The organism is Microbacterium sp. W4I20, from assembly GCF_030816505.1.
Classification (GTDB): Bacteria; Actinomycetota; Actinomycetes; order Actinomycetales; family Microbacteriaceae; genus Microbacterium.
This window is the reverse complement of the sequence record NZ_JAUSYB010000001.1, coordinates 1,486,550-1,511,704: the sequence shown is the minus strand read 5'-3', so window position 1 is coordinate 1,511,704 and position 25,155 is coordinate 1,486,550. Positions and strand designations below refer to the sequence as shown.

General features: G+C 69.6%; 24 protein-coding genes. 12 read left to right on the top strand and 12 right to left on the bottom strand.

Annotated features, from left to right (window positions below; all coding sequences use genetic code 11):
* The first annotated feature begins 32 nt into the window (after window positions 1-32).
* Window positions 33-1,436: a threonine synthase gene (gene thrC, locus QFZ21_RS07365; RefSeq protein ID WP_307376104.1), complete on the top strand. Its 1,404-nt coding sequence runs from the start codon at window positions 33-35 to the stop codon at window positions 1,434-1,436.
* A 32-nt stretch (window positions 1,437-1,468) separates the two neighbouring features.
* On the opposite strand, the gene QFZ21_RS07360 is transcribed toward thrC, so the two are convergent.
* The 4 genes from QFZ21_RS07360 to QFZ21_RS07345 all read right to left on the bottom strand — a co-directional run bounded on the left by QFZ21_RS07360 (window position 1,469) and on the right by QFZ21_RS07345 (window position 4,162).
* A complete protein-coding gene (locus tag QFZ21_RS07360) occupies window positions 1,469-1,879 on the bottom strand; it encodes a VOC family protein (protein WP_307376102.1) in 411 nt (136 codons plus the stop codon).
* A gap of 93 nt (window positions 1,880-1,972) precedes the next feature.
* Complete coding sequence (locus QFZ21_RS07355; protein ID WP_307376098.1) at window positions 1,973-2,239, bottom strand: thioredoxin family protein; 267 nt, start codon at window positions 2,237-2,239, stop codon at window positions 1,973-1,975.
* A gap of 148 nt (window positions 2,240-2,387) precedes the next feature.
* Window positions 2,388-3,410 (bottom strand): FUSC family protein, encoded by a 1,023-nt coding sequence (locus tag QFZ21_RS07350; RefSeq protein ID WP_373426005.1) that lies wholly within the window; start codon window positions 3,408-3,410, stop codon window positions 2,388-2,390.
* A gap of 11 nt (window positions 3,411-3,421) precedes the next feature.
* Window positions 3,422-4,162 carry an SDR family oxidoreductase gene (locus QFZ21_RS07345; protein ID WP_307376094.1) on the bottom strand — a complete coding sequence of 247 codons (741 nt, stop codon included), beginning with the start codon at window positions 4,160-4,162 and terminating at the stop codon, window positions 3,422-3,424.
* Window positions 4,163-4,299: 137 nt separating this feature from the next.
* On the opposite strand from QFZ21_RS07345, the gene sigJ reads away from it, so the two are divergent.
* Genes sigJ through QFZ21_RS07330 form a run of 3 tightly spaced genes read left to right on the top strand, consistent with a single transcriptional unit; the run spans window position 4,300 to window position 8,079 of the window.
* A complete protein-coding gene (gene sigJ / locus QFZ21_RS07340) occupies window positions 4,300-5,181 on the top strand; it encodes an RNA polymerase sigma factor SigJ (protein WP_307376092.1) in 882 nt (293 codons plus the stop codon).
* Between the two features lie 16 nt (window positions 5,182-5,197).
* Window positions 5,198-6,607, top strand: a complete 1,410-nt coding sequence (locus QFZ21_RS07335) for a M20/M25/M40 family metallo-hydrolase (protein WP_373426004.1) — start codon at window positions 5,198-5,200, stop codon at window positions 6,605-6,607.
* Window positions 6,604-8,079, top strand: coding sequence for an MFS transporter (locus QFZ21_RS07330; RefSeq protein WP_307376087.1), 1,476 nt, complete (start codon window positions 6,604-6,606; stop codon window positions 8,077-8,079). Before QFZ21_RS07335 ends, QFZ21_RS07330 begins: the two co-directional genes overlap by 4 nt.
* 2 nt (window positions 8,080-8,081) lie before the next feature.
* Here QFZ21_RS07330 and QFZ21_RS07325 read toward each other — a convergent pair whose 3' ends face one another.
* The 6 genes from QFZ21_RS07325 to QFZ21_RS07300 form a co-directional block, all read right to left on the bottom strand.
* Window positions 8,082-8,480 (bottom strand): MmcQ/YjbR family DNA-binding protein, encoded by a 399-nt coding sequence (locus tag QFZ21_RS07325; protein ID WP_307376085.1) that lies wholly within the window; start codon window positions 8,478-8,480, stop codon window positions 8,082-8,084.
* Between the two features lie 77 nt (window positions 8,481-8,557).
* Window positions 8,558-9,727: an RtcB family protein gene (locus tag QFZ21_RS07320; protein ID WP_307376083.1), complete on the bottom strand. Its 1,170-nt coding sequence runs from the start codon at window positions 9,725-9,727 to the stop codon at window positions 8,558-8,560.
* Between the two features lie 269 nt (window positions 9,728-9,996).
* Window positions 9,997-10,401: a VOC family protein gene (locus tag QFZ21_RS07315; protein ID WP_307376080.1), complete on the bottom strand. Its 405-nt coding sequence runs from the start codon at window positions 10,399-10,401 to the stop codon at window positions 9,997-9,999.
* A 58-nt stretch (window positions 10,402-10,459) separates the two neighbouring features.
* Window positions 10,460-10,657 carry a hypothetical protein gene (locus QFZ21_RS07310; protein WP_307376078.1) on the bottom strand — a complete coding sequence of 66 codons (198 nt, stop codon included), beginning with the start codon at window positions 10,655-10,657 and terminating at the stop codon, window positions 10,460-10,462.
* Between the two features lie 22 nt (window positions 10,658-10,679).
* Window positions 10,680-11,636, bottom strand: coding sequence for a DNA-3-methyladenine glycosylase (locus QFZ21_RS07305; RefSeq protein ID WP_307376076.1), 957 nt, complete (start codon window positions 11,634-11,636; stop codon window positions 10,680-10,682).
* 158 nt (window positions 11,637-11,794) lie between these two features.
* Window positions 11,795-12,511: a winged helix-turn-helix domain-containing protein gene (locus QFZ21_RS07300; protein WP_307376074.1), complete on the bottom strand. Its 717-nt coding sequence runs from the start codon at window positions 12,509-12,511 to the stop codon at window positions 11,795-11,797.
* Between the two features lie 329 nt (window positions 12,512-12,840).
* Here QFZ21_RS07300 and QFZ21_RS07295 point away from each other — a divergent pair, with 329 nt between their 5' ends.
* The 4 genes from QFZ21_RS07295 (at window position 12,841) to QFZ21_RS07280 (ending at window position 18,120) form a co-directional block, all read left to right on the top strand.
* A complete protein-coding gene (locus QFZ21_RS07295) occupies window positions 12,841-13,149 on the top strand; it encodes a GNAT family N-acetyltransferase (RefSeq protein ID WP_307376072.1) in 309 nt (102 codons plus the stop codon).
* A gap of 51 nt (window positions 13,150-13,200) precedes the next feature.
* Complete coding sequence (locus tag QFZ21_RS07290) at window positions 13,201-13,668, top strand: DIP1984 family protein (RefSeq protein ID WP_307376070.1); 468 nt, start codon at window positions 13,201-13,203, stop codon at window positions 13,666-13,668.
* 258 nt (window positions 13,669-13,926) lie between these two features.
* Entirely contained in the window at window positions 13,927-15,096 is a 1,170-nt protein-coding gene (locus QFZ21_RS07285; protein WP_307376067.1) for an exonuclease SbcCD subunit D, read from the top strand.
* A complete protein-coding gene (locus QFZ21_RS07280) occupies window positions 15,097-18,120 on the top strand; it encodes an SMC family ATPase (RefSeq protein ID WP_307376064.1) in 3,024 nt (1,007 codons plus the stop codon). It begins immediately after the preceding gene.
* Window positions 18,121-18,123: 3 nt separating this feature from the next.
* On the opposite strand, the gene QFZ21_RS07275 is transcribed toward QFZ21_RS07280, so the two are convergent.
* Complete coding sequence (locus QFZ21_RS07275) at window positions 18,124-18,681, bottom strand: nucleoside phosphorylase (protein WP_307376062.1); 558 nt, start codon at window positions 18,679-18,681, stop codon at window positions 18,124-18,126.
* A gap of 111 nt (window positions 18,682-18,792) precedes the next feature.
* Here QFZ21_RS07275 and nadE point away from each other — a divergent pair, with 111 nt between their 5' ends.
* The 3 genes from nadE to QFZ21_RS07260 all read left to right on the top strand — a co-directional run bounded on the left by nadE (window position 18,793) and on the right by QFZ21_RS07260 (window position 23,932).
* Window positions 18,793-19,611: an ammonia-dependent NAD(+) synthetase gene (gene nadE, locus QFZ21_RS07270; RefSeq protein ID WP_307376060.1), complete on the top strand. Its 819-nt coding sequence runs from the start codon at window positions 18,793-18,795 to the stop codon at window positions 19,609-19,611.
* Window positions 19,612-19,688: 77 nt separating this feature from the next.
* On the top strand, window positions 19,689-23,159 hold the full coding sequence (locus tag QFZ21_RS07265; protein ID WP_307376058.1) for a bifunctional RecB family nuclease/DEAD/DEAH box helicase: 3,471 nt from the start codon (window positions 19,689-19,691) through the stop codon (window positions 23,157-23,159).
* Window positions 23,156-23,932, top strand: a complete 777-nt coding sequence (locus tag QFZ21_RS07260) for a hypothetical protein (RefSeq protein ID WP_307376054.1) — start codon at window positions 23,156-23,158, stop codon at window positions 23,930-23,932. Before QFZ21_RS07265 ends, QFZ21_RS07260 begins: the two co-directional genes overlap by 4 nt.
* A 44-nt stretch (window positions 23,933-23,976) precedes the next feature.
* Here the strand turns inward: QFZ21_RS07260 and upp are convergent, their stop codons facing one another.
* Window positions 23,977-24,609, bottom strand: coding sequence for a uracil phosphoribosyltransferase (upp, locus tag QFZ21_RS07255; RefSeq protein WP_307376051.1), 633 nt, complete (start codon window positions 24,607-24,609; stop codon window positions 23,977-23,979).
* An 81-nt stretch (window positions 24,610-24,690) separates the two neighbouring features.
* Here upp and tadA point away from each other — a divergent pair, with 81 nt between their 5' ends.
* Complete coding sequence (gene tadA, locus QFZ21_RS07250; RefSeq protein ID WP_307376048.1) at window positions 24,691-25,146, top strand: tRNA adenosine(34) deaminase TadA; 456 nt, start codon at window positions 24,691-24,693, stop codon at window positions 25,144-25,146.
* The last annotated feature ends 9 nt before the right edge of the window (window positions 25,147-25,155 follow it).

Genomic DNA, 25,155 nt, shown 5'->3' with positions numbered 1-25,155 from the left:
GGAGGGGCCGAGTCCCGATCCGAGGAGCCAACGTGCCGTTCATCTCCACCCGCGGCGGCATGCAGCCGCAGTCGTTCAGTGAGACGCTGCTGGAGGGGCTCGCACCGGATGGCGGACTCGCCGTCCCCGACGAGATGCCGGCGGTCGACGGCGAGACGCTCGAGCGCTGGCGGGCGCTGACCTACCCGCAGCTCGCCACCGAGGTGCTCGGCCTGTTCGCGACCGACATCCCGCGCGAAGACCTCGCCCGGATGACCGCCGACGCCTATGAGGACTTCCCCGACGGCGTCGTGCCGCTGCGCGCCATCGACGGCGAGATCACGCTGGTCGGACTCTCCGAGGGGCCGACGCTGGCGTTCAAGGACATGGCCATGCAGTTCCTCGGGCAGGCGCTGGAGTACACGCTGGAGCGCCGGGACTCCGTGCTCAACATCCTCGGCGCCACCTCGGGCGACACCGGTTCCGCCGCTGAGCATGCGCTCCGCGGCAAGGAGCGCGTCGCGGTGTTCATGCTGTCGCCGCAGGGTCGCATGAGCGCCTTCCAGCGCGCGCAGATGTTCTCGCTCGACGACGCGAACGTGCACAACATCGCGGTCGAGGGCGTCTTCGACGACTGCCAGAACCTGGTGAAGCACCTCGCCGGAGACCTCGTCTTCAAGCGCGCCCAGCACCTCGGCGCGGTGAACTCGATCAACCTCGCGCGCATCACGGCGCAGGTCGTCTACTACTTCTGGGCGTGGCTGCGAGCGACGGATGCCGGGGGCTGGACCGAGCTCTCCTTCACCGTGCCGTCGGGCAACTTCGGCAACATCCTCTCCGGGTTCTACGCCAAGCAGATGGGTCTGCCGATCCGTCGGCTCGTGCTCGCAGCCAACGAGAACAACGTGCTCGACGAGTTCTTCCGCACCGGCATCTACCGACCGCGGAGTGCTGCGGACACGCTGGCGACCTCCAGCCCGTCGATGGACATCTCCAAGGCGTCGAATCTCGAGCGCTTCATCTTCGAGCTGGTCGGGCGCGACGCCTCCCGTGTGGTCGCCGCCTGGCACGACCTCGCCGAGCAGGGCTTCTTCGACTTCTCCGCCGAGGTGGAGCGCTTCGTCGACGAGTTCGGCATCGTGAGCGGCACCTCGACCCACGAGGATCGGCTGGCGACGATCCGTTCGGTCTACGAGTCGACGGGCGAGATCATCGATCCGCACACGGCCGACGGTGTGCGGATCGCACGCGAATACCTGGAGCCCGGCGTTCCGATGCTCGTGCTCGAGACCGCGAAGCCCGAGAAGTTCGCCGAGACGATCCACGAGGCGATCGGCATCGAGCTCGCGTACGCGCCTGAGCTGCGCGAGATGCTGGATGCGCCGCAGCACGTGACGGAGATGGCCGACGACGAGCACGCTCTCCGCGCGTTCATCGAGGAGAACGCGCTCCACTGATCACGGCTGACCTCAGCTCCCTCCGGTGGTGCTCACTCCGGATCGCCGTGCAGCATCCAGGCGATGCCGAAGCGGTCGACGAGCATGCCGAAGGTTCCACCCCACGGCGGCACATCGAGCGGCATCGTGATCGTCGCACCGTCGGACAGCTTGTCCCACACGGCCTGGGTGACCTCCTGGGTGTTGCCGCTGAGCGACACCGAGATGCCCTGCGGCTTCTCGTAGGTCATTCCCAGCGGGGTGTCCGATGCCATCAGGACCAGGCCGTCCGGGGTGTTGAGCTGCCCGTGCATCACGAGATCGTGCTGGCTGGGATCCTGCACCATGTCGGGGAAGTCTCCGAAGACGTTGATGTCGAGGTCACCGCCGAGGACGCTCTGGTAGAACTCGAGCGCCTGCCGCGCCTCGGTGCGGAACGACAGGTACGGATTGAGATCTGGCATGGACGGCACTCCCGTGTTCGCGGGACGAGTCCCGGCCCGGCATCGATGCACGCCAGTCTCCGCCGAGGACGGTGGCCGCGCAAGGGCTTCTCGTCAGGCGGGCAGTGCCTTGACCGCTGCGGTCAGCACCTGAGGGACGGTCGGCACGCCCTCGGCCCGGAAGACCTCCGCGCCCGAGTCATCGCGGATGATGACGGTCGGGGTGAAGCGGATGTCGAGGGCTTCCGCAGCATCCGGCTCATGGGCGACGTCGATCTCGGTGACCGTCGCGTCCGGCAGGAACCGAGCGGCGTCGGAGAGCACGGAGCGGGTCCGCGCGCAGGCACCGCAGAACGACGAGGAGACGAGAGTCAGATGCAAGATTGCCTCCTCGGGCTGTCGCAGGTTCCGTGGTTACAACCGCCCACCGGCATCCGATGTTCCCGTCGCGCCGCCGCACCCCCCTGCTCCCGTGGCACTTGCTGCGGGTTCGCGCGTCCGGAACCCGCAGCAACTGCCACGGGAGCGGTCATTCGCGCTCGCGGGGGGTGGCTCGCGCGTGCAGCAGGCCGGAGGCCGCGCCGAGCGCCGCGCCGACGACGGTGTCGATGATCCGTTCCAGAGCGACGTCGAGCGAGCCGATGCTGCCGGTCGCGGCTCCCGTGAGCAGAAGCACGAGGGGAGTGATGAAGGCCAGCGCGAGCGCGTAGTGGCGCACCACGACGAGCTCGATCGAGAACTGCAGCACACCGAGCAGAAGTGCGAGCCACAAGCCGGCGGGATGCAGCACCGCGAGCAGGATGTACACGCCCGCCCCGACGACCGTGCCCAGCATCCGGTGCAGGCCACGCTCGAACGCGGCCCTCCGCGCGGCGGCGACGCCGATCACCGCGACCCCGGATCCCACGATCCAGTACGTGCGCTCCGGATCGATCACGATGCCGAGCAGCACGCCGATCACCGCGACGATGGCGACCCGGAGCAGCAGAAGGCGCGAATCCAGGGTCAAGGCCGGCCCGGGGAGCAGTTCGCGCAGCGGACGCCGCGGAATCGCCCGGATGCGCGGGAGCAGCAGTGGCGCGAGCGCCACCAGGTAGGAGAACAGGCACCCCGCCGCGAGCGCGGCGAGATAGACCAGCGGAGGAACGGATGCTGCGCCGACGACGTGCGCGGAGAGCCCGAAGACGAGGATGAAGAAGAGGGGCCCCGGCGGCCCCAGCCGGAACCCGAACGCGAGAGCCGCACTCGCCACGGCCACCACCACGACGCCGATGCTGAGCAGCCAGTCGTTCCCGGATGCCAGCACCCCGAGCACCGCTGCGAGCAGGAGCCCCGCGGCAACCAACGGAAGCACGCGGGCCCGGTCGACGGCGGGAGCGGAGCCGGCGAAGAGCACGGTGAATGCACCGGATGCCGCGATGTACCCGGGCGACGCGTCGCCGAGGAGCGTCATCACCGCGATCGGCACGGCGATGCCGAGCGCCGCCTGCGTCGCCAGGGGCCACCGCGGTCCGCGGGACGGGGCGAAGGAGAACAGGCTCACCCTCTCCATTGTCCTCCGCGTCAGCGAGCGGCGAGCCAATCGGCGAACGTCTGGCGACCGAGATCGGCATCCTGCCCGGGCAGTGCGTCCCCCGCGCGCATGCCCGCCATCTGCGGACCCGGCACGTTCAGCGCCGGTATCCACCCGCGATATCCCTCGTGGCGGGCGAAGGCCCGGATCATCTCGGCGAGCTGCTCCTCGCGCGGTCCGGCGAGATCGCGCACCCGACCCTGAGGTCGTCCGGTCGCGAGGGTCACCAGCCGCTCGGCGACCTCGCGAGCGGCCACCGGCTGCGTCCGGGCGTTCGGCGCGATGTGCAACGGGCCCACCTTCGCGCGGTCGAACATCTGCGCCGCGAACTCGTGGAACTGCGTGGCACGCAGGATGGTCCACGGCACACGCGATGCCTCGACGACTTTCTCCTGCGCGACCTTGCCCGCGTAGTAGTCATAGGGGATGCGATCGATCCCGACGATCGACAGCAGCACCACGTGGGAGGCTCCGGCATCCGCCGCCGCCGAGACGAGGTTGCCCGTCGCCGCGGTGAAGAACTCGATCGCGGCTGCCGCCTTCAGGGTGTTGACGCTCGCCACGTCGATCACCGCGTCGACGCCCTGCAGCGCAGCATCCAGCCCTTCCCCTGTCACCAGGTCGACTCCGCGCGATCGGCTGATCACGATCGCCTCGTGGCCCGCATCGTGCACCGCCTCCACGGTGTGCCGACCGACGACTCCGGTTCCTCCTGCGACAGCGATCCTCATGCGACAGCGATCCTCATGCGTGCTCCTCCTTCTGTGCGACTCACACCTCTTCGACGACAGGGCACCGCGAGATGTGAGGCGCGCGCCGAAAGAAGTCTGTCGACGCACCGGCCCGGACAGGGACAGGATAGGAGGCGATGGAAGAGATCGATGCCCTGGAGGCCGAACGCCGAAACCTCCTCGCCCTCGCGTACCGGATGCTCGGAACCGTGGCGGATGCGGAGGACGCCGTGCAGGAGACGTATGTGCGCTGGTACCGCCTCTCCGACGACGCGCGCGCGGAGATCCTCAATCCGGCCGCCTGGCTGACCAGGGTCGCCGGGCGCATCTGTCTGGATGTGCTGGGATCCGCCCGCAAGCGCCGTGAGAGCTATGTCGGTCCGTGGCTTCCCGAGCCGGTTCCGCACAGTTCTCCGCTCGTGGCATCGGCCCATCTCGACCCGCTCGATCGCGTCACGCTCGACGAGTCGGTCAGCATGGCACTGCTCGTCGTGCTCGAATCGCTCACCCCTGCCGAGCGGGTGTCCTTCGTGCTGCACGACGTGTTCGGTGTGCCGTTCGCGGAGATCGCCGAGACGGTCGGCCGCAGTCAGGATGCCGTCCGCCAGCTCGCCTCCCAGGCACGACGGCGCGTGCGGGAACGTCGGGCGGGACTCGCATCGAAGCAGCAGCACGACGCGGTGGCGCGGGCGTTCCTCGCCGCGTCGACGACCGGCGACCTCGATCAGCTCGTCGCGCTGCTCGATCCCGATGTCGTGCTGCGTTCCGACGGCGGGGGCAAGATGTCGGCGGCGCTCCGACCCGTGTTCGGGGCCGACCGGGTCTCGCGATTCCTGCTCGGGCTGCCGCGCCTCAATCCGCACGCCGTGCTCACGACCACCGCGACGACCGACGGCATCGCGCTGCTGTCGACGCGCGAGGGCCGCGCCGACTCCCTCTTCTCGCTCATCGTCGAAGGCGATCGCATCACCGAGATCCTGGTCGTCCGCAACCCGGACAAGCTCACCCAGTGGCACTGACCGCCCGCTCGCTACGATGGCGACTGTGACCACAGCGACCGTGCGCCCCGGCATCGCCGACCGGCTCGCCCGGATGATCCGGATCCCCACCGTGTCCGCCGAGCTCGACGAGCGAGGACCCGCTCCGTTCGAGGAGTTCGTCGCGTTGCTCGCCGAGCTGTACCCGCTCACGCACGAGCGGTTGCGGCTCGAGCGTCACACGGATTTCGGGCTGCTGTTTCACTGGGTGGGTCGCGATGCGGCATCCGATGGTCCCGTCGTGCTGATGGCCCACTACGACGTCGTCCCGGTCGATGAGAGCGACGACTGGACTCATCCGCCGTTCGCGGGAGTGGTCGCCGACGGCTCGGTCTACGGGCGCGGCGCACTCGACGACAAGGGGCCGCTGATCGTCGTGCTGGAAGCGGTCGAGAACCTCCTCGCCGACGGTTTCGTTCCCGCACGCGACGTCTATCTCTCTTTCGGCGGCAACGAGGAGACATATGGTCGAGCCGCGGAGGAGATCGCCCGCGTGCTGCGCGAGCGCGGCATCGTGCCTTGGCTCGTCGTCGATGAGGGCGGTGCCGTGGTCGAGGCACCGCTGCCTTTCGTGCCGGGTCGCGCGGCGATGATCGGCGTGGGGGAGAAGGGCGTGATGACGGTGAAGCTGTCCGCCCGGGGAGACGGCGGTCACGCCTCGGCGCCGCCGTCGGTCACCGCGGTCCGCCGCATCGCGAGGGCGGTCGGTCGGCTCGGTCCCACCACTTTCCGCCCGCACGCGTCGAAGGCGATTCTCCGGATGCTGTCGCAGCTGGCGCTGCAGACGCCGGGGCCGGCGCGGCATGTGCTGCGACTTCTCGGCTCCGCACCGTTGCTCACGGCCCGGGTCTTCGCAGCCCTCGGTGGCGAACCTGCGGCGCTCGTGCGCACGACGGTCGCGCCGACCATGCAGTCCGGCGGCACCGCCGCGAACGTGCTGCCGTCGCAGGCCACCGCCACCGTGAATCTGCGCATCGCCCTGGGGGAGACGACCCAGCAGACCGCCTTGCGCGTGCGTCGCCGCATTCGCGACCCGCTCGTCACCGTCGAGGTGCTCGAAGCGAGTGAGCCGTCGCCTGAGTCGCCGACCGACAACGCGCAGTTCGCGCTACTCGCCGAGGCGCTCGAGGTCTCGCATCCGGGGGTGCTCGCCGTGCCCTACGTGATGATGGCAGCGACCGACTCGCGGCACTTCCATCGTTTCGCCCCCGCGGTGTACCGCTTCGCTCCACTGGACATGTCGAACGCGCAGCGCGCCTCGATCCACGGGGTCGATGAGAGCGTCGAGATCGCGTCGTTGGAACGCGGAGAGCGGTTCCATCGGGCCCTCCTCGAGCGGCTGCCGGGCCCTGTGTCTCGTCGCTCCGCCTCTCACTCAGGAACCGAACCCGAAAAGGATCCCGCATGACGCGCACCCGGACACTCGGCACCCTCGCCGTCGTCGTCGGCTTCCTGGCCTTCGTCGAGTTCACGAGCGGGGTGCTGCAGGGCTACTACACGCCCATGCTCAGCGACATCGCCCGGCACCTCGGCATCCACGACGCGGACGTGAACTGGCTGGAGGGTGCGCAGCTGATGCTGTCTGCACTCGTGGTGCCGGCGTTCGCGAAGCTCGGCGACATGATCGGGCACAAGCGGATGCTGCTGATCTCCACGGCGCTCACCGCCGCGGCCGCGCTCGTGCTGCCGTTCACCGACTCGTTCGGCATCTTCCTCGCGGCGTGGGCGCTGATGGGCTTCTACGTCGTGTGGCTGCCGCTGGAGATCGCCCTGATCTGGTCGCGCTCGCGGCGGATGGAGGGCCGCTCCTCGATCACGGCCAAGGCCGCGGGACTCCTGGTCGCCGCGCTCGAAGGTGGCGCGATCATCGGCGCTCTGGTCGGCGGTGCGCTGATCGACGTGCTGCCCTTGACGGTCGTGCTGCTCGTCCCGGCCGTCCTCATCGTGATCTGCTTCTTCGTGATCCTGTTCGGCGTGAAGGAGTCGCCGGATCCCACCGGCGGCATCTTCGATACCGTCGGTCTCGTCCTCATCTCCCTCGCCCTCGTCTGCTTCACCGGCGGGCTCAGCCTGCTCCGGCTCGAGGGCGGCCTGACCAACCCCTGGTCCTGGGCGGTCGTGGTCGCCGGGCTCCTCCTCGTGATCCCGTTCGTACTCTGGGAGCTGCGCTGCGACGACCCGCTGATCGACGTGCGCATGTTCCGCTCGCCGGCCCTCGGTCCGGTGTTCCTCACCGCCGGCCTCTTCGGTGTCAGCGTGCTCGGCGCCCAGGCCCCGCTGTCGACCTTCGCCCGCACCGACCCGACGGCCTACGGCTACGGACTCGGCACGACCGGATTCGCGACGTCGTTGATCATCGGCGTCTACCTGATCGCGATGATCACCGGTGCTCTGCTGTTCCCGACGGTCGCGCGTCGTCTGTCACCGAGGGTGACGCTGATGGGCGCGTCGGTTCTCGTCGGCATCGGCTTCCTCCTCTTCCTGCCGTTCCACCACGAGTACGCGCAGGTCATCACGAACATGGTCGTGGTGGGCCTCGGCTCGGGCGCTCTGGTGGCCGCGCTGCCCGCGGCGGCGGCATCCGCAGCTCCCGCGTCGCAGACCGGCGTCGCGACCGGCCTCACGAACTCGGTGAAGACCGTCGGTGGCGCGATCGCCTCGTGCGTGTTCGGCATCGCGCTGCTCAACGGAGTCGCGAGCACGGCGGCCGGTGCGGCTGAGGGCACGGCCGGATCCCTCGCCGGATACTTCACAGTGTGGGTGGTCTGCGGTGTGACCGCGCTCGCCGCGGCCGTGCTGCTGGTGTTCGTCCCGAAGGCCGCCTTCACCGACCGTTCCGTCGAGACGGCGGGCACCACCGACGTGGCGCCGGTGGCCTGAGGTCAGCCGTCACCGCGTCGGTCGCCCTGCCCGAAGGTGGCAGGGTCGACCGGCCGTGTCGCCCGCGGAAGGTTCGATACGACGAGCAGATACGAATCGGTGACCAGGTCCTCGATGAGCTCGGGGTCCAGGTCCGCGGAGGGGTTCACCGTGATCCAGTGCTTCTTGTTCATGTGATAGCCGGGAGTGATGGCGTCGAACTGCTCTCGCAGCGCTTTGCTGTCCTCCGGGTCGGCCTTCAGGGTCACCCTCGGATCACCGCCGACATCCATCATCAACAGGAACACCTTGCCCCGCACCTTGAACACCTCCCATTCGGGTCCGAAGGGATATTCCAGAACGGCACCGGGAAGCTCCTCGACCCGCGCCCGAGCGCACTCCTGCAGTTCCTCGCCGTTCATGTGTTCTCCTTCATCCTGGGTTCCTCCACTCTGCCGTAGCAGGGGCCGGGTGGAGACTGCTCCACCCGGCCCCTCTCTCAGTCGCCCTTCACGTTGACGAGCTGCCGCAGCGTGTGCCGGATGGCGACCAGGCTCGCGGCATCCGCCATCACCTGGTCGATCGGCTTGTACGCCTGCGGGATCTCGTCGATGAAGGCGCTCGTGTCACGGAACTCGATGCCTGTCATCGCCTCCCGCAGCTGCTCGTGCGTGAACGTCTTCCGGGCCGCCGAGCGCGAGTACTCCCGGCCGGCACCGTGCGGCGACGAGTTCAACGACTGCGGGTCGCCGAGCCCCTCCACCACGTAGGACGCGGTTCCCATCGAGCCGGGGATGAGCCCGGGGCGACCGGCATCCGCCTGGATCGCGCCCTTGCGCGACACCCAGACCTGCTTGCCGTAGTGCTTCTCGGACTCGGTGAAGTTGTGGTGGCAGTTGATCCGCTCCTGCTCGTCCACCGCGGTTCCGAGGAACTCCGACACCTGCCGCACGACGCGATCCATCATCTCCTCCCGGTTGAGTAGGGCGAAGTGCTGGGCCCACCGCAGCTCCCGGATGTACCGGGTGAATTCCGGCGTCCCCTCGACCAGGTAGGCCAGGTCGGGGTCGGGAAGCTCGATCCACCACCGCTTCGCCAGCCGCTGAGCGACGGAGATGTGGTGGCCGGCGATCTTGTTGCCGACACCCCTCGAGCCCGAGTGCAGGAACAGCCAGATCCGGTCGAGCTCGTCGACCGACACCTCGATGAAATGGTTGCCCGAGCCGAGCGTGCCCAGCTGCAGGCGCCAGTTCTTCGCGTACTGCTCCGGGTCGAACTCGTTCTTCTCGGCCAGTGCCTCGAGCTCCGCGATACGCGGCTCAGCCGTCGCGACGACCTTGTTGTTGTAACGTCCGGCCGACAGCGGGATGGCGCGCTCGATCTGCTCCCGGAGTTCGGCGAGGTCACGACCGTCGAGGTCGCCCTTCGTGAACTGGGTGCGGACGGCGATCATGCCGCAGCCGATGTCGACACCGACGGCGGCGGGGATGATCGCCCCGAGCGTCGGGATGACCGAGCCGACCGTCGCCCCCTTGCCGAGGTGCGCATCCGGCATCAGCGCCAGGTGCGGGTGGATGAACGGCATGCGGGCCGTGGTGTGCGCCTGAGCGAGTGTCTTCTCGTCGATCAGCGATGCCCACGACAGCAGCCGTGCGGAGAGCCTCTCCATGATTCCTTTCCTTGTGTGGATGTCCAGCCACAGGTCGGGGAGTCAAGAAGAAAGCCCCGGACCTGACGGTGCGGGGCTTGCGAGAGCGGATGCTGTCACACGGCGCGCGCCGGAGGGTACGACTCGTTGCGGTCGTCGTGCTTCTGCTGAAGCGCGTCGACCGCGGCGAAGGGCTGATTCCGCAGGGCGGTCATCCGGTCGTCTCCTCGGCTGGCGTGCTGCGCCGGTCGGCACAGCTTTCCGAGACTAGAGCGCGACACGCCCGGGAGTCAAGCCGGATCGCCCGGCGGGTTGTACATGAACTCGATGCGGATGCCGTCGTCGTCCTCGACGAACGAGGCGTAGTAGCGGTCGGAGTAGCGCGGGTACTCCTTCGGCTCGCGCACGGCCGTCCAGCCGGCCTCCAGAGCGATCGCATGGAGGCGGTCCACCTCATCGCGGGACTCCACCGCCCACGCGAGATGCTGCCATCCGACGCGGCCGTGCCGGTGCGGGTCGGACTCCTCGTCCCACACGTAGAGGATCATCTCGGTCTCGTCGCCGTTGTTCCACGAGATCGAGTGGTCGTCCTCACCGCCGCTCTGATAGCCGAGCGCCGTGAGGACCGGATGGAACTGCGCACGTCCCCGCTCGAGGTCGGCGACGGTGATGCCCAGGTGATCGAGGAGAGCCATGCCCCCAGTCTCGCCCGGCCTCCGGCGGGATCGCAAGATCAGCGCCGAGCGGTGCGGCTCAGAGCTCGATGCCGTGGTCCTCGTCGTTGACGCCCGCGTTGTTGCCGCGGCGCGATTCGTAGCCGAGGAACCAGCCGAGCCACACGATCGCGGCCAGCAGCAGACCCAGCCAGATGTTCTGGAAGATCAGTCCGATGACGACGCCGAGGATCAGCAGACCGGCCGTGACGGAAACGCGGAGCATGGTGCGGGACATGCTCTCAGCCTAGGGGGACGCGTCAGCGGTCGCGGTGGTTCTCGGGCGCCAGGCGCGGACCGCGTCGCGGCTCCCGTATGCCGCTGGCGAAGATCATTCGGATGACGCGCTGACGCTGCCCGGCCCAGGGGGCGAGGAGTTCGAGCATGCCGTCGTCGTCGGTGCGTGTGCCGGTCAGCACGAAGCCGACCTCATGGGCCAGGTGATAGTCGCCGACGCTCACCGCGTCTGGGTCGCCGAGGGCGCGGATGCGGGTCTCGGCCGAGGTCCACGGGCCCACTCCGGGCAGGCTCGTCAGGATCCGTTCGCGGTGCGCACCGTCGGCTGCGGCGAGGACCGCACGCTCGATGCGGTCGCCACGCTCGGCCGATCGCACGATGGTCTTCGACTGTGGCGGCTCGACGGCGGCACGGTGGTACGACCACGAGGGGATCGTCCGCCAGACCGAGGCCGCGGGAGCCGCGAACATCGGGCGCGGGGTCGGGCCGGGGGAGCGCTCGCCGTACCGCGACACCAGGAATCGCCAGGCGCCGAAGGCCTGCATGCTGGTGACCTTCTGCTCGAGGATCGCGCAGGCGAGGGCGTCGAACACCTCGTCGGTGCGGGTGAGGCGCAGCCCGGGATTGCGGCGGGCGACCTCGGCGATGAGCGGATGCCGCGACGCGTCGAAGTCGGCGGGGTCGTCGCGCGCGCCGCACAGGTCGGGCACCCGGTCGAGCGCGAGCGCCGCGCCGGGCCCCCACGCCGTGGCCGTGACCCGTCCGCCGGCCGACCTCAGCGCGAGCGTGGCGGGGCCGAGGGGGGTGCGGACAGCGCGCCAGATCACCGGGCCGTCGATGATGGTCGTCGGGTCCGTGCCGCCGCGGCGCAGCATGCCGATGGTGCGGATCAGGTCGAGTTCGTGCGGAGGGCGGTACTCCGTCTCCAACGGGGTGTCCGAGGCGGCGTCGGCCGCTGCGGCATCCGCTGTCAGAGTCATGCGACCACCCTACGCGGCACGACTGACACTGCCTCCGGCGGACAGATTCGGCGTGAACAACTCCTCCAGAACACCGCGATCCGGTCGATTTCGGCGGTCGATCGGCCGTCCGGTGAAATCCTTGCGGAGTTGTTCACCGGTGGCGGCGCCGCGGAGGATCAGAAGCGGTCGGGCGAGGGCGTGCCGTGACCGTAGCGGATGACGACGTCGGCGTGCCGGTCGAAGCGGTAGCCGATGCCGCGGACCGTGCGGACGATGTCCTCGTACCGGCCGAGCTTGGCACGCAGACGGCGCACGTGCACGTCGATGGTGCGCTCGCCGGGGGTCTCGTCGTCCTGCGCCTGCCACAGCGCCGAGACCAGCTCGGAGCGCTCGATCGTGCGGCCCTCACGGAGCACGAGGTACTGGAGGAGTTCGAACTCCTTGTAGGTGAACGCGGCGGACTCGCCGTCGATGAGCACGCGCTTGCGGGAGATGTCGACCGTGACTCCGGTCTCCTCCTCGACGGTGTCCTCCTCGGCGGCGGCCTTGGTGCGGGCGATGGCGCCAGGCTCCTGCAGTGCGAGGCGGACGACGTCGAGGTCGCGGCCACCGGATCCGTGCGGGGCGAGGGCGACGGTCGCGTGGGTCTCGGCGCCCGGGGCGAGTTCGGCGAGCGTGCGGCGCAGCGCGTCGACGAGAAGCGGAAGGCTGACGCCGGCCTCGGCGGCCTTGATCTCGTCGAGTCCGACGTAGAGGGCGAAGCCGCGGGGGGAGCGGACGGCGGGGAGGTCGGCGGCCACGGCGGTCAGCGGGGCGTCGGCGTCGGCCTGCGGGCGGACGGTGCGGGCCTGGGCGGTGGCGGCGGGACGCTCGAGAAGTGCGATGTTCGACATGATGATGTGGTCCTCAGGACGTGAGCCGGAGAGAGGCTCTGATGCGTTGCGTGAATGACCGGCGGAGCCGGGAAGCGAGCAAGGGTGGATGCTCGGTGACTCTGGCCTCGCAGATGGCGAGAAGTTCGAGTCAGGCGGGGTGGCTGTTCGTTCAGCGACACATTCGGCAACACATGCCAACGCGACCGGGCATCATCATCCCGGCAGTCCTGTTCGCCTCCTGGGCGGACAAAGGGCTTGCGTTGGTGGTCATGGGGGGATTATGTCCGATCGTGTCGCCTCGTGTCAAAACGCACCCTCTGCGCAGAAGCGGGCGTAACGTTGCTCGAATGACGATCTCGAGCACTGTCGGCGGGTTCATCCTGACCGATGAGAAGGATGAATCCCGCTACACGCTCACCCGTGACGGACGGCTCGTGAGCGTGCTCGACTATCGAGACGACGGACACACGGTCGCGCTGACGAGGGCCTTCACAGTCCCGACTTTCCGGGGCCACGGCTACGCGGGAAAGGTCGTCGAGGGGGCCGTCGCCGACATCGAGGCGCGCGGGGATCGCAAGGTCGACGCGGTCTGCTGGTACGTCGCCGAGTGGTTCGCGGCGAACCCGGAGCACGCCTCGCTGCTGCGTTCGCGATGACCTCGCTGAGTGTTTCGCTCTGTTACGCGTCGGATTTGGAAGGATGAAGGCATGAGACTCGCCGAAGCCCTCACCGCACGGGCAGATCTGCAGCGCCGGATCGAGCAGCTGCGCGCCCGCGTCACGTCGAACGCGCGCTTCCAGGAGGGGGAGGAGCCGGCCGAGGACGCCGCCGCTCTCCTCGTCGAAGCGGATGCGGCGCTGGCGCAACTGCGGGACCTGATCCGCCGCATCAATGCCACGAACTCGCGGCTCGATCTCGGCGCCGACGGCACCATGACCGATGCCCTCGCCACGCGGGACGTGCTGCGGCTGCAGCACTCCCTGCTGACGGATGCCGCGGCCGCGGCATCCGGATCGAACGATCACTTCCAGCGCCAGATGAGATCGGAGCTTCGGAAGATCTCCGCCCTTCCGGTCGCAGAGCTGCGCACCAGGGCCGACACGGTCGCGCAGGAGCTGCGCGAACTCGACAACCGGATCCAGCAGGCGAACTGGACGAACGAGCTGGAGGAGTAGAGCGGAAGTCGGTAGTCACGACGAAGCGGGCACAACCCCCGCCGGGAGGGGCAATTCCCGGCACACCTGGAGGGCGGAGGGCAGCCCGGATCGCATCGCGCAGCCCCGCACGCCGCACAGGTGACAGGGCACAACGCACCCTGCATCACCGCGTGCCGATCGTCGCGACGAGGGTGGGTCAGGGGACCTTCCGCTCTACTCCTCCCGTCTGCGGCACGCCTGAGACGGAATGTCGGAGGTGGTTCGTAGCGTGTGAGTATGCGAATCCTGCACACCTCCGACTGGCACATCGGTCGCACGTTCCACGGTCACTCGACCATGGACGCGCTGTCCGAGGTGCTCGGAGCGCTCACCGAGCAGGTGCGACAGAATTCCGTCGACGTCGTGATCGTGGCGGGAGACGTGTTCGACTCGGCGACGCCGTCGGGCCCGGCCTACACACTGCTCGGCGATGCGCTCGTGGCGCTGCATGAGACCGGGGCGCGCGTCATCGTGACGAGCGGCAACCATGACTCGGCGGCTCGGCTCGGCTTCCAGGCCCGGCTTCTGCGTGAGGGCATCCACGTCCTGACCGATCCGCTCGCGGTCGGGGTGCCGGTCACTCTCAGCGATGAGCACGGTCCGGTGCAGTTCTTCGGGATCCCGTACCTCGAGCCGGCGATCGTGCGGCAGCACTGGCCGGAGGGCGACTCCGAGGGTCGGCAGCTGCGCACTCAGGCGCAGACGATGGCGCACGCCATGGACCTCGTCCGCGCCGGTATGAGCGCGAACCCCGGGCGCTCCGTCGCCATCGCGCACTGCTTCGCCCAGGGTGTCGACGCGACGGTGGGGCTCGAGCGAGAAGTACGGCAGGGCGGCCTCGACGTCGTGCCGCTGGATGTGTTCGACGGCCCCGACTACGTGGCGCTCGGCCACATCCACGGGCGGCAGCAGCTCAGCGATGGTGTGCGGTACGCCGGAGCGCCGCTGCACTACAGCTTCGGCGAGCAGCATAAACCTCGCGGATCGTGGCTGGTCGAGCTCGACGCTCAGGGGCTCGCATCGGTCGAATGGCTCGAGCTCCCGGTGCCGCGTCGGCTGGTCACCCTCACCGGTCCGCTCGACGAGATCCTCGCCGCGGCCAACATCGCCGCCCACGCCGAAGACTGGGTGTGCGCGATCTACACCGATGCGACACCACAGCCCGAGCCGATGCGGCGGCTGCGCGAGAGCTTCCCGTTCTGCGCGATGGTCCAGCACCAGCCGGTCGCCGCGCCGGAAGAGCGGGAGCGGTCGTACTCGCAGCGACTGCGCGCCGCGGTCACAGACACCGAGCGCATCGAGGCCTTCCTCGAGCACGTGCGGGCGGGCCGCGGGGCGACCGAGACCGAGACCGAGCTGATCCGCGCGGTGCTCGACGATCGGGTGCGCGCGGAAGCGCTCGTCTAGATGCGTCTCCACCGCCTGGAGGTCGAGGGGTTCGGCCCGTTCCGGTCGCGCCAGACGGTCGACTTCGACGCGTTCGCCGACGACGGCATCTTCCTGATCGCCGGTCGCACAGGCGCGGGCAAGTCCAGCATCCTCGACGCCGTCTGCTTCGGTCTCTACGGCGGCGTGCCGCGGTACGACGGCGGCGAGAAGCGGCTGCGCAGCGACCACTGCGAGCCGGACGACATCTCGGAGGTTGTCGTCGAGTTCAGCGCCTCGGCCGGTCGATTCCGGGTGACGCGTTCGCCGGAGTACATGCGTCCGGCCAAGCGCGGCGGCGGCATGACCAAGCAGGCCCAGGGTGTCGCGCTCGACGAGTGGACGGATGCCGGCTGGATCGGCCGCGCGGCGCGCGCGGTCGACGTGGCGAACGAGCTCGATGAGATCCTGCAGCTGAGCAGGGAGCAGTTCCTGCAGGTCATCCTGCTCGCCCAGAACCGGTTCTCCGAGTTCCTGCTCGCCGGCAGCAAGGATCGCCAGACGCTGCTGCGCCGGCTGTTCGGCACCCAGCGGTTCGAAGATGTGCAGGCGCGGTTCGACGAGCGGCGCAGGGCGGCCGAACACGCCCTGGGCGCCCGGCTCGCGACCGTCGCCGCCCGAGTCGAGGAAGCCGAGCGGCTCGTCACGAGCGCCGAGCTCTGGGGTGACTCCGCCGACGCGGTCGGATCGATGGACGCCGCACCCGGCGACCGCGGAGACGTACCGACCGTGCCGGGTGCCGCGGCGACGACCACGCAGCGCCTCGAGGAGCTGACACGGGCGAAGGCACGCGCCGACTACCGTGCGGAGCGTCGCGCATCCGAGCGCGCCGAGGCGGAGAAGCACTCGACCGATGCCGACGCGCTGCTCGCGCTACGGCGGGAAGAGCGGCGTGATCAGGCCGAACGCGACCGGGCCCGCGTGGCGCTCGCGCGCCTCGACGACGAGGAGCCCACGGTCGCGGCGGCTCGTGCCGAGCTCGCCGACGCCCGGTCTGCCGAAGGGTTGCGCACCGTCATCGCCGCCGTCGCCCGGGCGAGGACGGCTCTCGAGGCGGCGAACGAGTCGGAGGAGACCGCCCGTGCCGCGTGGGCGCTGTTCGAGGTCACGAGCGTGGACGACCTCGAGGCCTGGGCCGTCGAGCGCACCAGGGAGAGCGGCGCGTGGGACCGTGCGCGCGAGCTCGAACAGCAGGAACCGGTGCTCGCGTCCGAGCTGCGCGCAGCGGAAGCGGCCGTTCAGACGGCCGCCGCACGCGTGGAGGCGGGAGCGGCCGATCGTGCCGCGCTGCCCGAACAGACCGATGCGCTGACGGCCGAGCGCGACGTCGCGCGGCGCCTCGCCGACCGCGAGACGGATCTCCGCGCCGCTCGCGACAACGCCGATGCACGCGCCGCCGCCGCCCACGATGCCCAACGACTGCGCGCGGAGCAGCAGCTCGCCGAGCAGCACCTTGCCGCCACGACGGCGGTCCATGCCGCGGCGCAGACCACTCTGGCGACACTGCGGCAGCGCCGCTTCGACGGCATGGCGGGAGAACTCGCCTCCGGTCTCGTCGACGACCAGCCGTGTCCGGTGTGCGGAGCCCACGAGCATCCGGCACCGGCCACCCACGCCGACCCCGTCTCGGCCGACGACCTCGCCGCCGCCGAGGCCGCCCGCGACCGCGCGGCCGGCGAGGAGCACACCGCCGCCGCCACCGCGTCGGCGCTACGGGCCGAGCTCGCCGCTGCAGACTCCAGAGCCGACGGGCGCAGCGTCGAGCAGACGGAGACAGAACGAGCCGCCGCCGCCGACCTGCACACGCAGAGCCTCGCCGCCGCAGACCGGGTGAAGTCGGTGGAGGCGCAGCTGCAGGAGATCGTCGGCCGCGGCGAGCGGCTCGAGCGGGAACGCGCGGATGCCGCAGCGACCCTCGCCGCGGCCCGCGAGCAGCTCGTCGTGCTCGACCAGCGGATCGCCGAGGCCCGCGCGCTGATCGCCGAAGCCCGAGGACCATTCGCCACCGTCGCCGAGCGCCAGGCCGACGCGTCGGCGAAGGTCGCTGCCGCTCGGGCCTTGGCCGCCGCGACCGCCGAGCGGGCACGCAGGTCCCGCGCTCTCGCCGAGGCGCAGGAGGAGCAGGAGTCGGCGCTCGCGGCATCCAGCTTCGCCGACGTCTCGGCCGCCGAACGCGCACTCCGGACTGCCGCGATCCAGGAGGCCCTCGAGCTGCGCATCTCCCAGCATGCGGTGCAGCGCGAGAAGGAGAGGTCGATCCTGTTCGACCTCGAGCTGCGCACTCTGCCGGAGGAGCCGATCGATCTGACTCCGGCCGAAGATGCCGCCGCCTCCGCCCGTGCCGCATGGACGCGCGCTGTCGACGAGGCGAGCCGTGCATCCGGTACGGCGGAGCGTCTCGACGATCTCCTTCGATCTGCGGCCGCCGAGCACGCGCGCACCGGAGAGGACGCCGCGGAGTTCGAGGTGTTGCAGAACCTCGCCGACACGATCGCCGGCCGCGGAGCCAACACCCGCAAGATGACGCTGGAGACATTCGTGCTCGCGGCAGAGCTGGAGGAGATCGTCGAGGCGGCCAATCGACGGCTGTACGACATGTCCACCGGCCGCTACCAGCTGCAGCACTCCGACGCGCTGGCTGCCCGGGGCGCAGCATCCGGGCTCGGCATCGTGGTCTCAGACGCCTTCACCGGGCAGGCTCGCCCGCCGCAGTCGCTCTCCGGTGGCGAGACGTTCCTCACCTCGCTCGCCCTCGCGCTCGGTCTCGCTGAGGTGGTCACGGCCCGGGCCGGCGGCATCCGCCTCGACACGCTCTTCATCGATGAGGGTTTCGGTTCCCTCGACGGCGACACCCTCGATGTCGCGATGCGGACGCTCGACGAACTGCGGCAGGGCGGACGAACGGTCGGCGTGATCAGCCACGTCGAGGCCATGCAGGAGCAGATCCCCGCTCAGCTCACGGTGCGGGCCACGCCGAACGGGCCGAGCATCATCGAGACACGCTGACGGTCAGACGCCGTACTGCTCGCGGATCTTCTCACGCAGCATCACACTGCACCGCGCGATCGCGGCCCGGAAATCGACCAGCGCTCCCGCTTCGGCGCGGTCGGAGATGGCGCGGAACGCGCGGACAGGCACCCCGAACTGCTGCGCGACCCAGATGTACGCGTAGGTCTCCATGTCGACCAGGCCCGCGCCAGAGGGACGGATGACCGCGGTGATGCCCGCATCGCCGACGAAGCTGTCGCCCGTTGCGATCAGCACGCCGTCGCGACCCGTCGACACGCGTGCGGGCAACGACACGTGCTGCCCGGCCACGCCGTCGAGATCGAAGACGTCGTGCTGCAGCGCGCTTCCGATCTCGTGCACCACGGCTTCGAGCGCGGGGTCGATCCCCCCGGCTGTGCCGACCACGACGACCTCCTCGTACTCCTTCGCCGCGAGCGCGCGGGTCAGCGCGTGGGTCGCCTGCATCTTGCCCTCGCCGGTGACGAGCTGATCGAAACCGTGCAGGTCGTCGGGGAACGCTTCGAGTTCGGATGCCATCGCGGCGACGAGGAGTCTCACTCCTCCATTGTCCCATCGCCCGCCGGCCGCACGTCCCGCTCCGCGCCCGGCACGTCATTCCGATGTAACACTGGGGGAGCATACTGATGGGGAGAAGACCGGAGGACCTCCATGACCCTGCAGCAGCAGATCTCCGAAGACCTCGGAGTCAAGCCCGAGATCGACCCCGAAGCCGAGGTGGAGCGGCGCGTCCGCTTCCTCGTCGACTACCTGCGCACCACCGGAGCGAGAGGCTTCGTCCTCGGCATCTCCGGCGGGCAGGACTCGACCCTCGCCGGGCGCCTCGCGCAACTCGCGGTCGAGCGGGTGCGCGCCGAGGGCGGCGAGGCGAAGTTCCTCGCGGTGCGCCTGCCGTACCGCGTGCAGGCCGACGCCGCGGATGCAGAGGCGGCGCTGGAGTTCATCGCACCGGATGCCTCGGTCGAGGTGAACATCCAGAACGGCGTCGACGGGGTCGAGGAGGACATCGAGTTCGCCGTCACCAGCGATATCAGCGATTTCAACCGCGGGAACATCAAGGCCCGCGTGCGGATGGTCACACAGTATGCGCTGGCCGGCCACGACGGGCTCCTGGTGATCGGCACCGATCATGCAGCCGAGGCCGTGACCGGCTTCTACACGAAGTTCGGCGATGGAGCAGCCGACATCCTCCCGCTGTCCGGTCTGTCCAAGCGCCAGGGTCGATCCCTGCTGCGGTTCCTGGATGCTCCCGACCGGCTCGCGTTCAAGGTGCCGACCGCCGACCTCCTCGACGGCCAGCCCGGACGCGCCGACGAGGACGAGCTCGGCCTCACCTACGAGCAGATCGACGACTTCCTCGAGGGGCGCCACGTCGACCCGGAAGTCGCGGGGCGGATCGAGGCCAAGTACCTCGCCACGCAGCACAAGCGGCACCTGCCGGTGACCCCCGACGACACCTGGTGGCGCTGACGTAGAGAAGCCTGCGCGGTTCGTGCCGTGTCGGATGCCGCGGATAGTGTCGAAGCATCCGACAGAACGGGAGCATCGTGCGGATCGACACCGAGGCACAGCGCGTCATCTGGAGCGCCAGCGATCTCAAGGCGGCCGCCGAGTGCGAATTCGCCTGGTGTCGGGCGATCGACGCGAAGCTGGGTCGTGTCCCCGCCGTCGAAGAGCCCGAAGACGCCACGCTGAAGCGCGCGGCGCTACTCGGCGATGTGCACGAGCGCAACGTGCTCGCCCGGTACGTGGAAGAACTCGGCGACGAGAACGTGCATCGGATCGAGAAGGTCTCGTCGGTGGACGCTGAGGCCCTCCGGGCGGCGACCGATGAGACGGTCGAGGCGCTCAGGTCCGACGCTCTCGTGGTCTTCCAGGCCGCCTTCGCGACCGACGAGTTCGTCGGATTCGCCGACTTCCTGCGCAAGGACGTGGATGGTCGCTGGCGCGTGCAGGACTCCAAACTGGCGCGCAAGGCGCGGGTCACCGCCCTCATGCAGCTGGCGGCATATGTCGATCAGCTCGACCGGCTCGGCATCCCGCGCTCCGACGAGGTCGACCTGATCCTCGGCGACAGCTCGCTCAGCACGCACGCCGTCGACGACCTGCTCCCGCTCTTCCAGGTGCGTCGGGCTCGGCTGCGCGCCCTCATCGCCGACCGGCGGATCGCCGATGGCGCGACCGGCACTGCCCTCGCGTGGGGCGACGATCGCGGCGACCTCCAGATCGTCGCGTGCGGTCGATGCGCCACGTGCGAGGAGCAGGTCCTCGACCACCGCGATCTGCTGATGATCGCCCGGATGCGTCCCGTGCAGCGCGCTCGATTGCGGGCAGCCGGGATCGAGACGATCGATGCGCTGACGACGGCGGCCGAGCCGCCCGTCGGCATGAACGTCGACACCTTCGAGACGCTGCGTGCCCAGGCGCGACTGCAGGTCAGGGCCGATGCAGAGGGAACGCCCACCTACGACGTCCACTACGCGCCCGCCATTCATACGCTTCCGGTCCCCAGCCACGGCGACATCTTCTTCGACTTCGAGGGCGATCCGCTGTACACCGAACCCGCCGCCGACGGCGAGGCGCACTGGGGCATCGACTACCTGTTCGGCTGGGTCGACAACACCGATCAGTACTCGGCCCTGTGGGCGCATACCTTCGCCGACGAGCGTCGGGCGCTGGAGGACTTCCTCGACTTCGTGAAGGTGCGACGGGCCGCGCACCCCGGCATGCACATCTACCACTACGCCCCGTACGAGACCTCGCATCTGGTGGCGATGGCGGCGCGGCACGGCGTGCGCGAGGGCGAGATCGATCGGCTGCTGCGCGAGGGGGTCTTCGTCGACCTCTACCCGCTGGTGCTGCGGACGGTACGGGTCGGCTCGCGCTCCTACTCGATCAAGAAGCTCGAGCCGCTCTACATGGGCGACGATGTGCGTACGAGCGATGTGCAGAAGGGCGATGACTCGATCGTCCAGTACGTCGCCGCGCGAGAGCTGGCTGCTGCGGGGGAGCAGGCCGAGGCCGATGCCGTGCTGGTGGACCTCGCCGACTACAACCGCTACGACTGCGTCTCCACCCGTCGACTGCGCAACTGGCTGATCGACATCGCCCGTCAGCGGGGCGTGACGCCGGCCCCGCCCGACGAGATCGACGAGGTCATCTACGAGCCGTCGCCTCGTTCGGTGGCTCTGCTCGCCGACGCGGAGCGCGCCGCCGAGACAGGTGGGGACGGGCAGGTGCACCGGTTGGCCGCGGCCGCCATCGACTACTTCCCCCGCGAGGCGAAGAGCTTCTGGGTGTCGCACTTCCAGCGGCTGCGCGAGCCCGTGACCATGTGGGACGGCACGCGCGATGTCGTGCGCATCGACCGCACGTCGTCGACCGTCGGCCGGGAGTGGAGCATCGGTGAGGGGCGTCGGGTGATGTCGCGCGACATCGAGATCCGGGGCGAGGTATCGCCGGGCACCACGCTCGGTGTCGGCTCGCAGCCGTTCGCGCTCTATGAGGTGCCCGCTCCGTTCGACACCGAGGTCCCGTCGCGGGCGGTGCACGTCCCGCATACGGTCACGGTGACCGAGGTGCTCGACGACGGCTACCTCGTGACCGAATCGGCGGTGCAGGGGCAGACCTGGGATGAGCTTCCCGTGGCGCTCACACCGGCCGCACCTCCCCGCGTCGTGTCTCTGCAGGGTGCCATCGACGAGTGGGCGGATGCCGTGCATGCGGCCGCTCCTGACTTCCCGGCAGACCCCGCCACCGACATCCTTCGGCGTATCCCCCCGCGCACCACGTCGGGAGCATCGATTCCGGCGGCGGGCGACGACGTCATCGAGGCGATCGTGCGCGGCGTCCTCGACCTCGATCGCAGCTACCTGGCCGTGCAGGGCCCGCCGGGGACGGGCAAGACCTACACCGGCTCGCAGGCGATCGCCCGTCTCGTGAACGAACACGGCTTCAAGGTGGGCGTGGTCGCGCAGTCGCACGCCATCATCGAGACGCTGCTCGGCCGAGTCGTCGCCGACGGGGTCTCGCCCTCGCAGGTCGGGAAAGCGCCGAAGGACAGCGAGGCGGATATCCCCTACACGGCGATCCCGAAGAGCGGCATGGCTTCGTTCCTCGCCGAGCACGCCGACGAGGGCGTCGTGGTCGGCGGCACGGCGTGGGACTTCAGCAACGTCCAGCGCGTCGACCGGGGCGGCCTCGACCTGCTCGTGATCGACGAGGCAGGGCAGTTCTCGCTCGCCTCGACGATCGCCGTCGCGGCGGGCGCGAAGCGGCTGCTTCTGCTCGGCGACCCCCAGCAGCTGCCGCAGGTCAGCCAGGGCGCCCATCCCGAACCGGTCGACACGTCGGCGCTCGGGTGGGTCATGGACGGCGACCCGGTCGTCCGCCCCGAATACGGGTACTTTCTCGCGAGGTCCTGGCGTATGCACCCGCTCGTCGCAGCCCCGGTGTCGAAGCTGGCCTACGCGGGGCAACTCGCCTCAGCCCCCGGCACCGAACGGCGATCGATCGAGGGCATCGAACCCGGGCTGCACGTGCTGCCCCTCCGGCACCGTGGCAATGCGACCCAGTCGCCCGAAGAAGCGGCCGAGGTGGTGCGTCTGGTCCGCGATCTCGTCGGGCGGACCTTCACCGACAACGACCCCGATGCGTCGACCCGGCCGCTCGTGCAGTCCGACATCATCGTCGTCACGCCGTACAACGCGCAGCGCCAACTGGTCCTCGATGCCCTGGCCGATGGCGGCTTCCCTGACGTCCCGGTCGGCACCGTCGACAATTTCCAGGGCAAGGAGGCCGTCGTCTCGATCACCTCGCTCGCCGCATCCAGCGGGCGCGACGCCCCGCGTGGACCGGAGTTCCTGCTGCTGCAGAACCGCCTCAACGTGGCCATCTCCCGTGCCCAGGCCGTCGCCTACCTGATCCATTCGCCGGCGCTGCTCGACGATCTTCCGTACACACCCGAGGGCGTCGCCCGGCTCAGCGCGTTCGCCCGGCTCGTGGGGGCCGCGCAGTGACCACGCACACGACAGACGACATCCTTCGAGCGGCTGCCGCCTGGGCGTGGTTCCCGCGCGGCAGCGAGCAGACGAACGAGCACCTGCTGCTGGTGCGATATCCCTCCCAGCTCGGTGGCGGGGTGCGCGCCTCCCAGGTGAGCTCGACGGCGGATGCCGCGACCGTGGTCGATCACGCGATCGAACGCACCCGCGGATGGGGCGAGGACCGGCTCACTTTCTGGACGAACCCCTCCGATGCCCCCGACCTCGAGGCGCAGATGCAGCGTCGCGGCGCCGAACACATCGACACGGTCGCGGTGTTCGCCCGAGCGATCGACGAACTCGCGGTCGACGTGCCCTCCGCCGCGACCGCGGAAGTCGTGCGGACGCTTGACCAGGTGCGCGAGGTCGACGCGATCAACGTGCCGGTCTGGGAACAGGTGGCGCTCGACGACGAAGGACTCCGCGTCGAACACGAAGAGGTCTCAGCGGGACTCGCTGCGGGGGAGCACGTGCGCGTTCTCGCCCGTCTCGACGGCAGAGCGGTGAGCGTCGGCGGCTGCACGATCGTCGACGGATTCGCGCGTCTCTGGGGCGCGGGCACGCTGGCGGCGGCGCGAGGTCGCGGCGCCTACCGCGCGGTCCTCGCCGAGAGGCTGCGCCTCAGCGCCGAGCTCGGCGCGACGACAGCACTCGTGAAAGGGCGGGTGTCCACATCCGCGCCGATCCTGCGCCGCAGCGGATTCCGGCACTTCGGCGATGAGCGCGCCTACCGCCTGCAGCTCGGGTGACGAGGCGTTCGCTCCGAGGCGTTCGCTCCGAGACAGCGCGGCGGTCAGACGGTGCCGTAGAGCCGATCGCCCGCGTCACCGAGTCCGGGCACGATGTAGCCCTTCTCGTTGAGTCGCTCATCGAGCGCTCCGAGCACCAGCGTGACGTCGCGGTCGCCCGCCATCGCCTCGATCGCCGCGACACCCTCCGGAGTACCGAGCAGGCAGATCGCGGTCACGTCCTTGGCTCCGCGGTCGAACAGAAACTGGATGGCAGCAGCGAGCGATCCGCCCGTGGCGAGCATCGGGTCGATCGCGAAGCACTGGCGGTCGCTGAGGTCATCGGGAAGGCGCTCGGCGTACGTCGTCGGCTCGAAGGTCGTCTCATCGCGGACCATGCCGAGGAAACCGACCTCTGCGGTCGGCAGCAGCTTGACGAGACCCTCGAGCATGCCCAGGCCGGCGCGGAGGATCGGCACCACGATCGGGCGAGGCTCGGAGATCTTCACCCCCATCGTCTTCGTCACCGGAGTGGTGATCTCGATCGGGCTGACCTTCACATTGCGGGTCGCCTCGTAGGCGAGCAGCGTCACGAGTTCCTCGGTGAGCTGGCGGAAGACCGGCGATGGGGTGCGCAAGTCGCGCAGCACCGAGAGCTTGTGGGTGATGAGAGGGTGGTCGGCGACGTGAACACGCATGCCTACAGGCTAATGCGCAGCACGTCCTCTCACGACATCGTCCTCGCCGGGCGCCCCGCGGTGCTGTCGTAGGCTCGACGCATGACCGCTGCCGACGAACTCGCCATGCAGCGCGCGCTGACGCTGGCGGCCGAAGCGGGGGCCGCGTCCGAGATCCCGGTCGGCGCCGTGGTCCTCGATGCCGACGGCCGGATCGTCGCCGAAGGCCGCAACCATCGTGAGACGACGCACGACCCCACCGGGCACGCCGAGATCGACGCATTGCGGGCAGCAGCGGCATCCGCCGGCTCGTGGAATCTCCAGGGCCACACGCTCGTCGTGACGCTGGAGCCGTGCATCATGTGCGCAGGCGCGATCCTGCAGGCACGGATCAGCCGCGTGGTCTTCGGCGCGTGGGATGAGAAGGCGGGAGCGGCGGGATCCATGTACGACGTGCTGCGAGACCGCCGGCTGCCCTACCGCGCAGAGGTCGTGGGCGGGATCGAGGCGGATGCCGCCACCGCACTGCTCCGCGAGTTCTTCGAGCCGCGCCGCTGACCCTTAAGC

What these genes read in the sequence shown, in the direction of transcription:
- QFZ21_RS07360 (WP_307376102.1), bottom strand. Translation starts at nt 1,879, where the DNA reads ATGCCAGATCTCAATCCGTACCTGTCGTTCCGCACCGAGGCGCGGCAG.
- QFZ21_RS07350 (WP_373426005.1), bottom strand. Translation starts at nt 3,410, where the DNA reads ATGGAGAGGGTGAGCCTGTTCTCCTTCGCCCCGTCCCGCGGACCGCGG.
- QFZ21_RS07345 (WP_307376094.1), bottom strand. Translation starts at nt 4,162, where the DNA reads ATGAGGATCGCTGTCGCAGGAGGAACCGGAGTCGTCGGTCGGCACACC.
- sigJ (WP_307376092.1), top strand. Translation starts at nt 4,300, where the DNA reads ATGGAAGAGATCGATGCCCTGGAGGCCGAACGCCGAAACCTCCTCGCC.
- QFZ21_RS07335 (WP_373426004.1), top strand. Translation starts at nt 5,198, where the DNA reads ATGGCGACTGTGACCACAGCGACCGTGCGCCCCGGCATCGCCGACCGG.
- QFZ21_RS07330 (WP_307376087.1), top strand. Translation starts at nt 6,604, where the DNA reads ATGACGCGCACCCGGACACTCGGCACCCTCGCCGTCGTCGTCGGCTTC.
- QFZ21_RS07325 (WP_307376085.1), bottom strand. Translation starts at nt 8,480, where the DNA reads ATGAACGGCGAGGAACTGCAGGAGTGCGCTCGGGCGCGGGTCGAGGAG.
- QFZ21_RS07320 (WP_307376083.1), bottom strand. Translation starts at nt 9,727, where the DNA reads ATGGAGAGGCTCTCCGCACGGCTGCTGTCGTGGGCATCGCTGATCGAC.
- QFZ21_RS07315 (WP_307376080.1), bottom strand. Translation starts at nt 10,401, where the DNA reads ATGGCTCTCCTCGATCACCTGGGCATCACCGTCGCCGACCTCGAGCGG.
- QFZ21_RS07310 (WP_307376078.1), bottom strand. Translation starts at nt 10,657, where the DNA reads ATGTCCCGCACCATGCTCCGCGTTTCCGTCACGGCCGGTCTGCTGATC.
- QFZ21_RS07305 (WP_307376076.1), bottom strand. Translation starts at nt 11,636, where the DNA reads ATGACTCTGACAGCGGATGCCGCAGCGGCCGACGCCGCCTCGGACACC.
- QFZ21_RS07300 (WP_307376074.1), bottom strand. Translation starts at nt 12,511, where the DNA reads ATGTCGAACATCGCACTTCTCGAGCGTCCCGCCGCCACCGCCCAGGCC.
- QFZ21_RS07295 (WP_307376072.1), top strand. Translation starts at nt 12,841, where the DNA reads ATGACGATCTCGAGCACTGTCGGCGGGTTCATCCTGACCGATGAGAAG.
- QFZ21_RS07290 (WP_307376070.1), top strand. Translation starts at nt 13,201, where the DNA reads ATGAGACTCGCCGAAGCCCTCACCGCACGGGCAGATCTGCAGCGCCGG.
- QFZ21_RS07285 (WP_307376067.1), top strand. Translation starts at nt 13,927, where the DNA reads ATGCGAATCCTGCACACCTCCGACTGGCACATCGGTCGCACGTTCCAC.
- QFZ21_RS07280 (WP_307376064.1), top strand. Translation starts at nt 15,097, where the DNA reads ATGCGTCTCCACCGCCTGGAGGTCGAGGGGTTCGGCCCGTTCCGGTCG.
- nadE (WP_307376060.1), top strand. Translation starts at nt 18,793, where the DNA reads ATGACCCTGCAGCAGCAGATCTCCGAAGACCTCGGAGTCAAGCCCGAG.
- upp (WP_307376051.1), bottom strand. Translation starts at nt 24,609, where the DNA reads ATGCGTGTTCACGTCGCCGACCACCCTCTCATCACCCACAAGCTCTCG.
- tadA (WP_307376048.1), top strand. Translation starts at nt 24,691, where the DNA reads ATGACCGCTGCCGACGAACTCGCCATGCAGCGCGCGCTGACGCTGGCG.